We start from the raw sequence: 16,656 nt of genomic DNA on the forward strand, positions 1-16,656 counted from the left end.
AGGCGGAGTGGCCGGTCGCTTGATCGGCCCTTGCCGTAGGTGGCGAGGAGCGCCTGCGCCTCGATGGGGTCGCCGAGGGTGGTGCCCGTGCCGTGCGCCTCCACGACGTCCACATCACCGGCGGTCAGGCCCGCGTCGGCCAGCGCGGTTCGGATCACCCGCTGCTGGGAGGGGCCGTTGGGCGCGGTCAGGCCGTTGGAGGCACCGTCCTGGTTCACCGCGGAACCCCGCACCACCGCCAGCACCTCATGCCCGTTGCGCAGGGCATCCGACAACCGCTCCACCAGGACCAGGCCCACGCCTTCGCCCCAGCCGGTGCCGTCGGCCGCACCCGCGAACGGCTTGCATCGGCCATCGGCCGCCAGCCCGCGCTGCTGCGAGAACTCGGTGAAGACCGCGGGTGTGGACATGAACGTCACACCGCCCGCGAGCGCGAGCGTGCATTCGCCGCGCCGCAGCGCCTGCACCGCCATGTGCAGCGCCACCAGCGACGACGAGCACGCCGTGTCGATGGTGACCGCGGGACCCTCCAGCCCCAGCGCGTAGGCGACCCGGCCGGACAGCACACTCGCTATGACGCCGGTCATACCGAAGCCCGCGACGGCTTCCGGGTGCGCCGTGGCCACCGTGGTGTAGTCCTGGGCGGTGGTCCCGGCGAACACCCCCGTCGGCGAGCCCTTCAGCGAGCCGGGCGCGATGCCGGCGGACTCGATGGCCTCCCACGCGGTCTCCAGCAGCAGCCGCTGCTGCGGGTCCATGGCCGTGGCCTCGCGCGGGGAGATGCCGAAGAAGTCCGCGTCGAACTCATGGCCGTCGTACACGAAGCCGCCGTCGCGCACATAACTCTTCCCCACCCGGTCGGGTGCCGGGTCGAACAGCCCGTCGACGTCCCAGCCGCGGTCCTCGGGGAACGGCCCGATCGCGTCCGCACCATCGGCCACCAGCCGCCAGAGGTCGTCGGCGGAGCCCACGCCCCCGGGGAAGCGGCAGCCCGCACCGACGATCGCGATCGGCTCATGGTCGCGCTCCTCAAGACGCCGCAGACGGGCGCGGGCCTTGTAGAGGTCGGCGGTGACCTGCTTGAAATAGCCGAGAAGCTGCTTGTCTTCAGACATCGTCCATGCCTTCGTGCCGAATCGAGCCGGTGCCCGGACCGGCGATGTCGCCGTAGCCGAACTGCTCGTCCACCAGGTTCTTGAGATCGCTGAACGAGGCCGAGTTCATGACCTCCGACAGGTAGGTGTCGTCCGGATCGCCATGGGCGTCCTCGTCCCGGCGCAGGAACTCCCTCATCCGCTGCCGGGCTTTTTCGAGGACGGAGTCCTCGCCGCGGTCGGCGATGGTCGCCAGGAGCGCGTCAAGACGGTCGAGCTCGTCCCCGTCCGTGGGGCCGTCCACCGCGGAGCGGAACAGGTTTTCATCCAGGTGGTCCGCCAGGACGGCCACGGTCGGGTGGTCGAAGACCGTTGAGGGGGGGAGTCGTAGTGCGGTGAGGGTGTTGAGGCGGTTGCGGAGTTCGACGGCGGTGAGGGAGTCGAAGCCGAGGTCGCGGAAGGGGTGGTCGCGGTCGAGGGTGCCGGGGTCGGGGTGGCCGAGGACCGCCGCCGCTTCGGTGCGGACGAGGTCTTCCAACGCGTTCAGGCGTTCCTTGGGCGGCAGATGGGTGAGTCGGCCGAGTCCGGTGGCCGACTGCTGGTGGGTGTTGCTGGTGATACGGCGGGCCGGGACCGGCGAAAGGGAGCTCCACAGGGCTCCGGAGCCCGTGAGGGCGGTGGTGTCGAGGTGCGCCGTGATGGCGAGGGGGCCGTGGTGGCGGAGCGCGGTGTCGAGGAGGTGGAGTCCCTGTTCGTCGGTGAGTGGGGTGAGGCCGGTGCGGGTGATGCGTGCCCGGTCCACGTCCGCGAGGGCGGCGGCCATGCCGTCGTCCGCCCATGGGCCCCAGGCCAGCGAGGTCGCGGGGAGGCCGCGTGCGTGGCGGTGGTGGGCGAGGGCGTCGAGGAAGGTGTTGGCTGCGGCGTAGTTGGCCTGGCCCGGTCCGCCGGCGGTGCCCGCGATGGAGGAGAACAGGACGAACGCGTCGAGGTCGTGGTGGCGGGTGAGCTCGTGCAGATGCCATGCGGCGTCCACTTTGGGCCGCATGACCGCCGCCAACCGGCCCGGGGTGAGGTCCGGGATGAGGCCGTCGTCGAGGACGCCGGCCGCGTGGACCACGGATCGCAGCGGCAGGTCCGCGGGGATGTCCCGGAGGACGGCGGCCAGCGCGTCGCGGTCGGCCGCGTCGCAGGCGGCGAAGGTCACCCGCGCACCGGAGGCGGCGATGTCCGCGCGCAGGTCGTCCGCGCCGGGGGCGTCGGCGCCGCGGCGGCTGACCACCAGCACGTGCGCGGCCCCGGAGGCGGCGGCGTGCCGGGCCACCACACCACCCAAGTGGCCCGTACCGCCGGTCACCAGCACGGTGCCGGACGACAGAGGCGGTTCGGGGAGGGTGAGGACGAGTTTGCCGGTGTGTTTGGCCTGGCTGAGGTGGCGGAAGGCGTCTTTGGCGTGGGTGAGGGGCCACGTCCGGACGGGGAGGGGGCGCAGGGCGCCGGTTTCGTGGAGGTCGATGAGTTGGGTGAGCATGTGGCCGATGCGGTCGGGGCCGGCGTCGATGCTGTCGAAGGCGTGGTAGCGCACGCCGGGGTGGGCGGCTGCGACGTTCTCGGGGTCGCGGATGTCGCGCTTGCCGATTTCGATGAAGCGTCCGCCGCGGGGCAGGAGCCGGAGTGAGGCGTCGGTGAAGTCGCCGGAGAGGGAGTTGAGGACGACGTCGACGCCGCGGTTGTCGGTGGTCTTGAGGAACTCGTCCTCGAAGTCGAGGGTGCGTGAGGAGGCGATGTGGTCGTCGTCCAGGCCCAGTTCCCGCAGGGTGTCCCACTTGGCCTCGCTCGCCGTCGCGAAGACCTCTGCGCCGAGGTGGCGGGCGATCTGGATCGCGGCCATGCCGACACCGCCCGCGCCCGCGTGGATCAGCACCGATTCCCCACGTGCCAAGCCCGCCAAATCACGCAGACCCCACAGAGCCGTGACCGAGACGATCGGTATCGACGCGGCACGGGCCCATGACCAGCTGTCCGGGATGGGTGTCAGCATGCGGTGGTCGGCGATCACCGTCGGACCGAACGCGTCGCTGAGATAACCGCTGACCCGGTCGCCGGCCGTGAGGGCGGTGACGCCGGGTCCGGTCTCGGTCACGATGCCGGCGCCTTCGCTGCCGAGGCTGATCTCGCCGGGGTACATGCCCAGCACCATGAGCACGTCGCGGAAGTTGAGCCCGGCGGCGCGCAGCCGGACGCGGACCTCGCCTTCCCGCAGCGGCCGGTCCTGTTCTGCGTCGGCGACGACCGCCAGGTCGTCGATCGTGCCTTGACCGTGCGCGTCCAACCGCCAATTCGGGTCGTCGGGGAGCGCCAGGCGGTCTCCGCGGTTCCACGGCACGACCCGTGGCACCAGCACCGCACCATCGCGTACGGCCACCTGCGGCTCGCCTGCCGCCAGGGCGTCGACGAGCGCATTCCCGCCGTCGGTGTCGATGTCGACCAGGACGAAGCGGTCGGGGTTCTCCGACTGCGCGGACCGCACCAGCCCCCAGACAGGAGCGAGTGTGAGGTCGGGTGCCTCGCCTTCACGTGCGGCGACGGCGTTGCGGGTGACCACGGCCAGCCGGGACCCTTCCAGGCGGGGTTCGGCGAGCCATTTCCGCACCGTCGACAGCGCAGCCGCAGCGGCCTCATGCGCAGCTGCGGGAACCCCACCGGTCGCCGTCCCCGGGCACCGCCACACCACCACGTCGGGTGCCCCGGTTCCGTCCGAATCCACCGGTAGCGCGTCCACGTCGGCCGCGGCGACCGCTTCGACTCCTTGCGCCCGTAGGAGACCGGCCAGTTCATCGGCGTCGCCCAGCACCGCCCAGGTCGAGGGAGCCCGGTCCGCCGGGGCGGCGACGATCCAGTCCACGGAGAACATCGAGTCCGGCCACGTCGTGTCCGTGGCCGGGATCGAAGTTCCCGACAGAGGCCGCAGGGTCAGCTCCTCGACGTCCGCGACGGGTTCGCCCGCGGTGTCGAACACCTCGATCGCCACGGTCCCCTCGCCGAGGAGCGCCATGCGCACCCGCAGTGCCGTCGCTCCCACGGCCCGCACCCGCACCCCCGACCACGTGAACGGAAGGTGCGCACTCGTGTCGGAACCGTCCTCGACGGCGCCGACGAGCGCGTGCAGGGCCGCGTCCAGCAGGGCCGGGTGCAGCAGGAAATCGTCGGCGAGGGCGTGCTGCTCGGTCGGCAGTTCGACCTCGGCGAAGATCTCCCCGTCCCGCCGCCACACCGAGCGCAGCCCCTGGAATACAGGCCCGTAGACCAGACCCTCGGCCGCCAGCCTCGGGTAGAGGCCGTCGAGGTCGAGTTCGCCGGCGTCCGCGGGTGGCCACTCGCCGAGCGGCGCGCCGACGGCGTCCACTGCCGGGGTCACTCTGCCCGTGGCATGGACGGTCCACTCCCCGGGCTTGGTGTGAGGGGCGGATTCAGGGCGGGAGTGGAGGGCGACGTCGCGTTCGCCGTCCTCGTTGGGCGCACCGACGACCACCCTCACCTGGACCGCACCCTGTTCGGGCACGATCACGGGTGCCTGGAGCACCAGTTCGCCGATCCGGCCGCAGCCCACCTCGTCCCCGGCACGACTCACCATCTCGACGACGGCGGTGCCCGGCACCACCACCGATCCGGCGACAGCGTGGTCGGCGAGCCAGGCGTGGGTGGCCCTGGACAGACGGCCCGTGCAGATCACCCCATCGGGCGTCTCGACCACCGCACCAAGCAGTGGGTGGTCGGCGGAGAGCAGGCCGGCGTCTGCCACGTCCGCCGTGCCGGGGGCGGGCTCGATCCAGTAGCGCCGGCGGTGGAAGGCGTAGGTGGGCAGGGGCACCGGGCGGCCGGATCCCAGCACGGCGGTCCAGTCGACGTCGGTTCCGGAGACGTGTGCTTTGGCCAGCGCCTGGACGAATCGTTCCGGCTCCGGGACGGTGGCCTCGGAGGACCGGGGGCGGCGCATCACCGGTACCGGTGTCAGGGCCTCACCCGGAAGTGCGGACAGGACGCCGTCCGGGCCGATTTCGATGAGGGTGCGGATGCCGTCTGCGGCGATGGTCCGGACGGCGTCGTGGTAGCGGACGGTGTCGCGGGCGTGGCGCACCCAGTACCGGGGTGACGTCGCTTCCTCGGTGGTGAGCTTGCGCCCGGTCACGGTGGAGACGAGGGGGATGCTCGGGGCGTGGAGGTCCAGTTCCGCGACGACGGCGGCGAAGTCGTCGAGCATGGGGTCCATCAGCGGGGAGTGGAAGCCTTGGCCCACACGCAGCCGCGTCGTCCTGATCCCGGCCGTGAGCGCGCGGGTCCGGACTTCGTCGATGTCGGCGGTGTCGCCGGAGACCACGACGGAGGCGGGGCCGTTGACCGCGCCGATCCCGATGTCGGATAGGTCGTGGATGAGATCGGTCGCGGAGGGTTCGTCCGTCTCCAAAGAGAGCATCGCCCCGGTGCTCGGTAGCTCTGCCATGAGTCGGCCGCGGGCGGCGACGAGGGTGCAGGCATCCCGGAGTGAAAGCACGCCCGCGATGTGGGCGGCGCTGATCTCACCGATGGAGTGTCCGGCCAGGACGTCGGGGCGTACCCCGCACGCCTGAACCAGGGCGTGCAGGGCGACCTCGACGGCGAACAGGGCGGGCTGGGTGAAGTCCGTCCGGTCCAGCAGGGCCGCCTGGGGCGTGTTCGCGCCGGCGAAGGTCACGTCGGCGAGGGGGCGGGGGAGCAGGCCGTCGAAGGCGGCGCACACGTCGTTGAACGCGTCGGCGAACACGGGTGAGCTCTCATAGAGCCCTCGGGCCATACCGGCCCATTGGGCGCCTTGGCCGGAGAACACCAGGCCCACACGGCCGGGTGTCGCCCGGCCTGATACCACCCGGGCCGAGGCACGGCCTTCCGCCACCGCGGAGAGCCCTTCCAGTAGCTCCGCCCGGTCCGCCCCGACGACCACCGCGCGGTGGTCGAATCGGGCACGCGTGGCGGTCAACGACCATCCCACATCGGAGGGTTGGAGTTCCGGGCGCTGCATCACCATGGTGAGCAGGCGTTCGCCCTGCCCGCGCAGCGACTCCGCGGACTTCGCGGACAGGACCCACGGCACCACGGACCGGTCGACCACGGGCGCGCACCCGGGATCCGCCGTGTGGACCGCCGCGGCCGGAGGCTCCTCCAGGATCAGGTGGGCGTTGGTGCCGCTGATGCCGAAGGAGGACACCCCGGCGCGGCGCGGGCGATCGCCGTCCGGCCACTCCACCGGGCCGGTCAGCAGCGACACCGATCCCGCCGACCAGTCGACCCCCGGTGAGGGCTCGTCGATGTGGAGGGACTTGGGTATCCGGCCGTGGCGCAGGGCCATGACCATCTTGATGACGCCGGCGACGCCGGCCGCGGCCTGGGTGTGCCCGATGTTGGATTTGATCGAGCCCAGGTGCAGCGGCCGGTCGGCGGACCGACCGCGACCATATGTGGCCAGCAGCGCCTCGGCCTCAATGGGGTCGCCGAGGGTGGTGCCGGTGCCGTGCGCTTCGACGGCGTCCACCTCACTGTCGTCGAGTCCGGCGTCGGCCAGCGCGCTGCGGATCACGCGTTGCTGGGAGGGGCCGTTGGGCGCGGTCAGGCCGTTGGAGGCGCCGTCCTGGTTCACCGCGGAACCCCGCACCACCGCCAGCACCTCATGCCCGTTGCGCAGGGCATCGGACAACCGCTCCACCAGGACCAGGCCCACACCCTCACTGAACCCGGTGCCGTCGGCGCCCCCGGCGAACGACTTGCACCGGCCGTCCCCCGCCAATCCCTGTTGCCGGTGGAACTCGGTGAACACCACCGGGGTGGACATGAAGGTGACGCCTCCGGCGAGTGCGAGGGTGCATTCGCCCCGCCGGAGCGCCTGCGCCGCGAGGTGGAGGGCGACCAGCGACGACGAGCACGCCGTGTCCACGGTCAGCGCCGGGCCCTCCAGTCCTAGGGCGTAGGCGACGCGTCCGGAGAGCACGCTGGCGACCGAACCGGTCAGCCCGAACCCGGCCGCGGCATCGGGGTTGGACGCGGTGACCTCGGCGTAGTCCTGATTCGTCGTGCCCGTGAAGACGCCGGTCGCCGAGCCCTTCAGGGAGTCGGGTGCGATGCCCGCGGACTCGATGGCCTCCCACGCGGTCTCCAGCAGCAGCCGCTGCTGCGGGTCGGTGGACACCGCCTCGCGCGGGGACATGCCGAAGAATCCGGGGTCGAACTCGTGGCCGTCGTAGAGGAACCCGCCGACACGGACATGTGATCCGTCCGCCGCCTCGGCCCACCCCCGGTCCGTGGGAAAGGCGCCGACGGCGTCCACACCGTCGGCCACCAGTCGCCACAGGTCCTCGGCCGACCCGACGCCGCCGGGGTAACGGCAGCCGATGCCCACGATGGCGATCGGTTCCTCCGTCGCGGGCGGCGACGATACGGCCACCGTGGGCGCGGGAGCGGAATCGGTGAGCCGGGAGAGCAGGTGCCCCGCCAGTACGACCGGGGTCGGATGGTCGAAGACGGCGGCCGCGGTGAGCCGGAGTCCGGTGCGTGCGGCGATGCGGTCGCGCAGTTCCACCGCTGTCAGTGAGTCGAATCCAAGGTCGCGGAAGGGGCGGTCGTCGTCGACCGCGGTGGCGTCGGTGTGGCCGAGGACCGCCGCGGCCTCGGCTCGCACGAGTTCCCGGGCGGCGCGGACACGGTCCCGCTCGGGTATTTCGGTCCACGCCGTCGTCGGTGCGGGGGAGTCCTCCGCCGTCTCTGTGGTGACCAGTTCGTCGAAGAGGGTGTTGGGGCGGGCGATGGTGAAGGTGGCGGCGAACCGGTCCAGGTCGAGGTCGGCCACGTAGGCGGTCACCTGTCCGGTGTCGAGGACCTGGCGCAGTGCCGCCAGTGCGGAGGCCGGAGCCATGGCCCGCATGCCCTGCGCCCGCAGCTCCTCCGTCGCATCGGCGTCGACCGCCATGCCGCTGTCGGCCCACGAGCCCCACGCCACCGCGGTGGCGGGTAGTCCCAGACCGTGGCGGTACTCCGCGAATCCGTCCAGGAACGCGTTCGCCGCACCGTAGGCCCCGAGGCCACCCGCACCGACCACCCCCGCGCCGGAGGAGAACATGACGAACGCATCGAGATCCAGGCCCCGCGTGAGGTCGTGCAGGTTCCACGCCGCTGTCGCCTTCGGACGTGCGAGAACCTTGAAGTCGTCGATCGACAGTGTCTCGACCGGGCCCTCTCCGACGACGCCGGCGGCGTGGACGACCGCCGTCAGTGGGACGTCGTGCGGTATGTGAGTGAGGGCGGTGGCGAGTTGGTCGCGTTCGGCGGCGTCGCAGGCGACGATGGTCACCCGGCCGCCGTGCTCGGCTCGCAGTTCGGAGGCTCCGGGCGCTTGGAGGCCGCGGCGGCTGATGATGAGGACGTGTTGGGCGCCCTGGTCCAGGAGCCAGCGGGTGAGGTGGTGGCCCAGGCCGCCGGTGCCGCCGGTGAGCAGTACCGTTCCGCGGGGTCGCCAGCCCTGGCGTTGGGTTGGGGCGTTGGCGCGGACGAGCCGTCGGGCCAGGACTCCGGCGCCGCGTAGGGCGAGTTGGTCCTCGTCGCCGCCCAGAGCGCCGCAGAGTGTGTCGAGGGTGCGCCCGTCCGGGCGGGACGGGAGGTCGATCAGGCCGCCCCAGCGCTCGGGGTGTTCGAGTGCGACGACCCGGCCCAGGCCCCAGACCGTGGTCTGCTGAGGTGCGGACACCACTGTTCCGGCCGAGACGGCGCCCTGCGTGACGCACCACAGCCTGCCGCCGACCCCCGCGTCCCCGAGGGCCTGCACCAGAACCGCCAAGTGTGCCGCGTCCCGGGTTTCGCCGAGCGAGAGCAGCGACACGACGCCGTCGACCGGCTCGGCACCGGCGGCTTCGGCCAACCGCGCGGCCAGCACCGACCTGTCCGCGGCGGCTTCGACCTCATGTACCTCCGCGGCGCGACCGGCCAATGCCGCCACACAGCCGCGCACCGTCGTGTCCGCCTCCACGCCGGGCCCTACCGGCGTGACGACCAGCCACCGGCCGCCGTCGACACCGCCGGTCGCGGCCGCCGGGGTCCACGACACGCCGTATCGCCACGCACGCGTCTCCTTCTCCCGCAGACGGCGGCGTCGCCAATCGGACAGCATGGGGAGGAGCTTTGAGACGTCGGATCGGTCGGCATCCAGGACCCGTGCGACACCGTTGGCGTCCTCCCTGTCGACCGCGTCCCACAGTCTCGCGTCGTCCTCACCGACGCCGTTCGGCGTCGCGACGGGGTCGATCCAGTAGCGCTTGCGGTCGAAGGCGTAGGTGGGCAGCGGCACGCGGCGGCCGGAGCCGAGTAGGGCCGCCCAGTCGACGTCCACGCCGCGTGTGTGGGCCTTGGCCAGGGCCTGCGTGAACCGTTCGGGTTCGGGTACCGGGGCTTCGGATGTGCGCGGGCGGCACATGAGGGGGATGGTGGCCAGGTCGTCGTGGGCGGTGAGGGCGGAGAGCGGGCTGTCGGGGCCGATCTCGATGAGGGTGCGGATGCCGTCCGCGGCGATGGTCTGCACGGCGTCGTGGTAGCGGACGGTGTCGCGGGCGTGGCGCACCCAGTACCCGGGTGACGTCGCTTCCTCGGTGGTGAGGGTCCGTCCGGTCACGGTGGAGACGAGAGGGATGGTCGGGGGGTGGAGGTCCAGCTCCGCCACGGTGGCGGCGAACTCCTCCAACATGGGGTCCATCAGCGGGGAGTGGAAGCCCTGGCCCACCCGCAGCCTGGTCGCCCTGATCCCGGCTTCATGGGCGCGGGCCTCCACCTCCTCGACGCCCGCAACGGCACCCGATACGACCACCGAGGCGGGTCCGTTGACCGCCCCGATCCCGACATCGGCTAGGCCGTCGACCAGTTCGGATGCGTGATCCTCACCGGCTTCCAGGGAGAGCATCGCCCCTGTGCTGGGGAGGTGTGCCATGAGCCGGCCGCGGGCGGCGACGAGGGTACAGGCGTCCTGGAGGGAGAGCACGCCGGCGATGTGGGCGGCGCTGATCTCCCCGATGGAGTGCCCGGCCAGGACATCGGGCCGCACCCCGAACGCCTGGGCCAAGGCGTGGAGGGCGACTTCGACGGCGAAGAGGGCGGGCTGGGTGAAGTCCGTCCGGTCCAGCAGGGCCGCCTGGGGCGTGCCCTTCTCGGCGAAGATCACGTCGGCGAGGGGGCGGGGGAGGAGCCCGTCGAAGGCGGCGCACACTTCGTTGAACGCGTCGGCGAACACCGGCGAGGTTTCGTACAGTCCCCGAGCCATTCCCGCCCATTGGGCGCCCTGGCCGGAGAACACCAGGCCCACACGGCCGGGTGTCGCCCGGCCCGATACCACCCGGGCCGAGGTACGGCCCTCCGCCACCGCGGAGAGCCCTTCGAGCAGTTCCGCCCGGTCCGCCCCGACGACCACCGCGCGGTGGTCGAACCGGGCACGTGTCCGCGCCAGTGACCAGGCGACGTCCGTGAGGGACACGTCGGGGCGGTCGAGAACCGACAGGAGGCGTTGCGCCTGGTCTCGCAGGGCGGCGGGGGTCTTGGCCGAGAGAACCCACGGCACCGCGGCGGCCTCGATCGCGGAGACCCCCGGGGCAGGCTCTTCGCTCACGGCGGCCGGGACCGGGGGCTGTTCGAGGATCACGTGAGCGTTGGTGCCGCTGATGCCGAAGGAGGACACTCCGGCGCGGCGCGGGCGGTCGCCGTCCGGCCACTCCACCGGCTCGGTCAGCAGTGAAAGCCCACCGGCCGACCAGTCCACGCGCGAGGTCGGTGCCTCGGCGTGCAGCGTGGGCGGCAGTTCGCCGTGGCGCAGGGCCATGACCATTTTGATGACGCCGGCAATGCCGGCGGCGGCCTGGGTGTGGCCGATGTTGGACTTCACCGACCCCAGCAGAAGGGGGCGGTCCGCCGGCCGGTCGTGTCCGTAGGTGGCGAGGAGGGCGTGGGCTTCGATGGGGTCGCCGAGGGTGGTGCCGGTGCCGTGCGCTTCGACGGCGTCGACGTCGCCGGGGGTCAGTCCGGCATCGGCCAGCGCACTGCGGATCACCCGCTGCTGTGAGGGGCCGTTGGGTGCGGTCAGTCCGTTCGACGCACCGTCCTGGTTCACCGCCGAGCCCCGCACCACCGCGAGTACGTCATGCCCGTTGCGGCGGGCATCGGACAACCGCTCCACCAGGAGCAGACCCACACCTTCGCCCCAGCCCGTGCCGTCGGCCGCGCCCGCGAAGGACTTGCACCGCCCGTCCGCCGCCAGCCCGCCCTGACGCGAGAACTCCGCGAACACGCCGGGTGTGGACATGAACGTCACACCGCCCGCCAGCGCCAACGAGCACTCCCCGCGCCGCAGCGCCTGAGCCGCCAGATGTAGCGCCACCAGCGACGAGGAGCACGCTGTGTCCACCGTCAAGGCGGGGCCCTCCAGGCCCAGCGCGTAGGCGATCCGGCCGGAGAGCACGCTGGCCACCGCGCCGGTCAGCCCGAACCCGGCCGCGGCATCGGGGTTGGACGCGGTGACCTCGGCGTAGTCCTGGCTGGTGGTTCCGGCGAAGACGCCGGTCGCCGAGCCCTTGAGGGAGTCCGGGGCGATACCGGCGGACTCGATGGCCTCCCACGCGGTCTCCAGCAGCAGCCGCTGCTGGGGGTCCATGGCCGCGGCCTCGCGCGGGGAGATGCCGAAGAAGTCCGCGTCGAACCCGTGGCCGTCGTAGAGGAAACCGCCCACACGGGCGTAGAAGTCCCCGGCCCGGCCCAACGAGTCCCAGCCTCGGTCGGTCGGGAACGCGCCGATCGCGTCGCTGCCACCGGACACCAGCCGCCACAGGTCCTCGGGTGAGCGCACACCGCCGGGGAAGCGGCAGCCGACGCCGACGATCGCGACCGGCTCGTCCATCTCCCGCGTGCGCGGGTCCTCGTCCACGGGCTCCGGCGCGACCGCGCCGACCAGCCGTTCGATGATGTGCCCGGCGAGCACGGGCACCGTGGGGTAGTCGAAAACGGTGGCGGGGGGCAGGTCGAGACCGGTGCGTGTGGCGATGCGGTCGCGCAGTTCCACTGCCGTCAGTGAGTCGAACCCGAGGTCGCGGAAAGGGCGGTCGTCGTCGACCGCGGTGGCGTCGGCGTGGCCGAGGACGGCCGCCGCTTCGGTTCGCACGAGTTCCCGGGCGGCGCGGACACGGTCTCCCTCGGGCATGTCCGCCCACGCCGTCGTCGGTGCGTGGGAGTCCTCTGCCGTCTCTGTGGTGACCAGCTCGTCGAAGAGGGCGCTTGGGCGGGCGATGGTGAAGGTGGCGGCGAACCGGTCCCAGTCCGCGTCCGCCACATAGGCGGTCACCTGTCCGGTGTCGAGGACCTGGCGCAGTGCCGCCAGGGCGGAGGCCGGCTCCATGGCCCGCATGCCCTGCGCCCGCAGCTCCTCCGTCGCGTCGGCGTCGACCGCCATGCCGCTGCCGGCCCAGGGGCCCCACGCCACCGCGGTGGCGGGTAGTCCCAGACCGTGGCGGTACTCCGCGAATCCGTCCAGGAACGCGTTCGCCGCACCGTAGGCGGCGAGACCGCCGGCACCGACCAGCCCGGCGGCGGAGGAGAACATGACGAACGCGTCGAGCTCGATGTCGCGGGTCAGTTCGTGGAGGTTCCACGCCGCCGTCGCCTTCGGCCTGGCCGTCGTCGCGAGGGCGTGCGCCGTCAAGGAGTCCACCGGGCCGTCTCCGACGACGCCGGCGGCGTGGACGACCGCCGTCAGGGGGATGTCCTGGGGTGCGTGGGTGAGGGCGGTGGCGAGTTGGTCGCGTTCGGCGGCGTCGCAGGCGACGATGGTCACCCGGCCGCCGTGCTCGGCTCGCAGTTCGGAGGCTCCGGGGGCCTGGAGGCCGCGGCGGCTGATGATGAGGACGTGTTGGGCGCCCTGGTCCAGGAGCCAGCGGGTGAGGTGCCGGCCCAGGCCGCCGGTGCCGCCGGTGAGCAGCACCGTTCCGCGCGGTCGCCAGCCCCGGCGTTGGGTTGGGGCGTTGGCGCGGACGAGGCGCCGCGCCAGCACCCCTGCTCCGCGTAGGGCGAGTTGGTCCTCGTCGCCGCCCAGGACGCCGCAGAGTGTGTCGAGGGTGCGCCCGTCCGGGCGGGACGGGAGGTCGATCAGGCCGCCCCAGCGCTCCGGGTGTTCGAGTGCGACGACCCGGCCCAGGCCCCAGACCGTGGTCTGCTGAGGTGCGGACACCACTGTTCCGGCCGAGACGGCGCCCTGCGTGACGCACCACAGCCTGCCGCCGACCCCCGCGTCCCCGAGGGCCTGCACCAGCACCGCCGAGTCGGCCGCATCGCGGTCCTCAGCCAGTGGCAGCAGCGACACGACGCCGTCGACCGGCTCGGCACCGGCGGCTTCGGCCAACCGCGCGGCCAGCACCGACCTGTCCGCGACGGCGCCGTCGAGCGCGCACTCCACCACACGTGCCCCGCCGCCGGCCAGCGCCGCCGTCAGATCCGGAGCGGCCGAGCCCGCGGACATCACGACCAGCCACCGTTCACCGGCGACACCGCCGGAGGCCGTCACCGGGGTCCAGGACACCTGGTGGCGCCACGAACGCACCTCGTCCTCGAAGCGTCGCCGGCGTCGCCACGACGAGAGCGCCGGTACCAGCCCTGCGACGTCGACCTCGTCGCCGACGTCCAGCGCACGGGCGACCGCGTCGACGTCGCCGCTCTCGACCAGATGCCACAGCTCCGCGTCGGCGGTGTCCTCGGCGGGACGCGCCGCCATCGGGTCGATCCAGAACCTCTTGCGGTCGAAGGCGTACGTCGGCAGCGTGACCTTCCGGCCCTCGACGAGGAGCGTCCGCCAGTCGACGTCGACCCCGTGGGTGTGGGCCTGGGCGAGGGCGCGAAGGAAACGGGTGGGCTCGGGCACGGCCGCCTCCGCGGCGCGGGGGCGGCGCATCAGTGGAACGGCCGCCACATCCGAGGGGCGCGGCAGCCCGGAGAGGACGCCGTCCGGCCCGACCTCGACCAGGGTCCGGACACCCTCGGCCGCCAGGGCGCCCAGGGCGTCGTGGTAACGCACGGTCTCGCGGGCGTGGCGCACCCAGTAGTGCGGGGAGGCGACCTCGTCGCCGAGGACCCCGCCGGTCACCGCCGAGACCATGCGGGTGCGCGGTGGCCGGAACTCCAACGTGCGCAGCACGGCGGCGAACTCGTCGAGCATCGGGTCCATCAACGGCGAGTGGAAGCCGTGCCCCACCCGCAGCCTGGTCGATTTCACCCCGGACTCGCGGGCCCGTTCCTCCACCACGTCCATGCCCGCGGCGGCACCCGATACGACCACCGAGGCGGGTCCGTTGACCGCGCCGATGCCGACGTCCGCCAGGCCGTCGAGCAGTCGCAGGGCATCGGCCTCGTCGGCCTCGAGCGACACCATGGCGCCGTCGCCCGGCAACGCCTGCATGAGACGGCCGCGCGCCGCGACGAGGACGGACGCGTCCCGCAGCGACAGCACTCCCGCGGCCCACGCGGCGGCGATCTCGCCGACCGAATGCCCGGCCAGCACGTCCGCGCGCACACCGCATGAGCTCACCAGCGCGTGCAGTGCCACCTCGACGGCGAACAGGGCGGGCTGGGTGAAGTCCGTGCGGTCCAGCCGGGCCGCCTGCGGAGTGCCCTCCGCGGCGAACACCACCTGTGCCAGCGATCCCGGTAGTAGCGGGTCGAGGATGGCGCACACCTCGTCGAACGCCTTCCGGTATGCCGCCGACCCCTCGTAGAGGCCGCGGGTCATGCCGGGCCACTGGGCGCCCTGTCCGGAGAACACCAGGGCGACGCCGCCGGGCTCGGCCCGGCCCGAAGCCGCCACGGCCGATCCGCGTCCCTCAGCCACGGTGGAGAGACCGTCCAGCAGTTCGGCGCGGGTCGAGCCGGTCACCACGGCGCGGTGGTCGAACCGGGCGCGGGTGGCGGCCAGCGACCACCCCACGTCGACGGCCGGGACGTCTGCTCGGTCGCGTTCCGAGGCGAGCAGCCGCTCGGCCTGTCCCCGCAGCGACTCCGCGGACTTGGCCGAGAGAACCCATGGCACCGCGGCGGCCTCGATCGAGGGGGCCTCCGGTGCCTCCGGCGGAGGCTCTTCACCCGCAGCGTCCGCTACCGGGGGCTGTTCGAGGACCACGTGGGCGTTGGTGCCGCTGATGCCGAAGGAGGAGACGCCGGCGCGGCGGGGGCGGTCGCCGTCCGGCCACTCCACCCGGTCGGTCAGCAGCGACAGTGCTCCCGAGGACCAGTCGACCTTGGGCGTGGGTTCGTCGACGTGCAATGTGGCCGGCAGTTCGTTGTGGCGCAGGGCCATGACCATTTTGATGACGCCGGCGACACCAGCGGCGGCCTGGGTGTGGCCGATGTTGGATTTGACGGACCCGAGGTGCAGGGGCCGGTCGGCCGGCCGGTCGTCCCCATAAGTGGCGAGGAGGGCGTGGGCTTCGATGGGGTCGCCGAGGGTGGTGCCGGTGCCGTGCGCTTCGACGGCGTCGACGTCGCCGGGGGTCAGTCCGGCGTCGGCCAGCGCGCTGCGGATCACCCGCTGCTGTGAGGGGCCGTTGGGTGCGGTCAGTCCGTTCGACGCACCGTCCTGGTTGACCGCCGAACCGCGTACCACCGCGAGTACGTCGTGGCCGTTGCGGCGGGCATCGGACAACCGCTCCACCAGGAGCAGGCCCGCGCCTTCGCCCCAGCCGGTGCCGTCGGCCGCGCCCGCGAACGGCTTGCATCTCCCGTCGGCCGCCAGGCCGCCCTGCTGCGAGAACTCGGCGAACACGACCGGGGTGGACATGAAGGTGGCGCCCCCGGCGAGCGCGTAGTCGCACTCGCCGCGGCGCAGCGCCTGCACGGCCAAGTGCAGTGCCACCAGCGACGACGAACAGGCGGTGTCGATGGTGACGGCGGGGCCCTCCAGGCCCAGCGCGTAGGCGATCCGGCCGGAGAGCACGCTGGCCACCGCGCCGGTCAGCCCGAACCCGGCCGCGGCATCGGGGTTGGACGCGGTGACCTCGGCGTAGTCCTGGCTGGTGGTTCCGGCGAAGACGCCGGTCCGCGATCCCTTCAGGGAGTCGGGTGCGATGCCGGCGGACTCGATCGTCTCCCACGCGGTCTCCAGCAGCAGCCGCTGCTGGGGGTCCATGGCCGCGGCCTCGCGCGGGGAGATGCCGAAGAAGTCCGCGTCGAACCCGTGGCCGTCGTGCAGGAAACCGCCCACACGGGCGTAGGACCCCGCGGTTTCGCCGGCCGTGTTCCAGTTGCGGTCCGCCGGGAACGCGCCGATCGCGTCGGTACCGTCGGCGAGCAGCCGCCACAGGTCTTCGGGCGAGCGCACACCGCCGGGGAAGCGGCACCCGATGCCCACGATCGCGATCGGCTCCGACAGCGCGGATCGCAGCCGATCGTTCTCCTCGGCCAGCCGGCTGTTCTTGCGGAGCGACGAGCGCAGAGCCCCGACGATCGACTCGACCGATGTGTCGTTGCCGCTCAT

General features: G+C 72.7%; 2 protein-coding genes (1 of these 2 cut by a window edge). Both read right to left on the reverse strand.

Annotated features, from left to right (window positions below; translation table 11 throughout):
- A protein-coding gene (locus tag ACFO4E_RS09865) for an SDR family NAD(P)-dependent oxidoreductase (RefSeq protein WP_378573131.1) crosses the window boundary here: on the reverse strand, nt 1–1,115 show its 5' end (the start). 13,678 nt of this gene lie to the left of the window's left edge; only the first 1,115 of its 14,793 coding nucleotides appear in the window; it begins with the start codon at nt 1,113–1,115; its stop codon lies beyond the left edge, outside the window.
- Nucleotides 1,108–16,656 (reverse strand): type I polyketide synthase, encoded by a 15,549-nt coding sequence (locus ACFO4E_RS09870; RefSeq protein WP_378573133.1) that lies wholly within the window; start codon nt 16,654–16,656, stop codon nt 1,108–1,110. Before ACFO4E_RS09870 ends, ACFO4E_RS09865 begins: the two co-directional genes overlap by 8 nt.

This window comes from Nocardiopsis mangrovi (genome assembly GCF_042653925.1).
GTDB classification, from domain to species: Bacteria; Actinomycetota; Actinomycetes; order Streptosporangiales; family Streptosporangiaceae; genus Nocardiopsis_B; species Nocardiopsis_B mangrovi.

Coding starts and splice junctions, on each gene's coding strand:
- ACFO4E_RS09870 (WP_378573133.1), bottom strand. CDS start 16,656: ATGAGCGGCAACGACACATCGGTCGAGTCGATCGTCGGGGCTCTGCGC.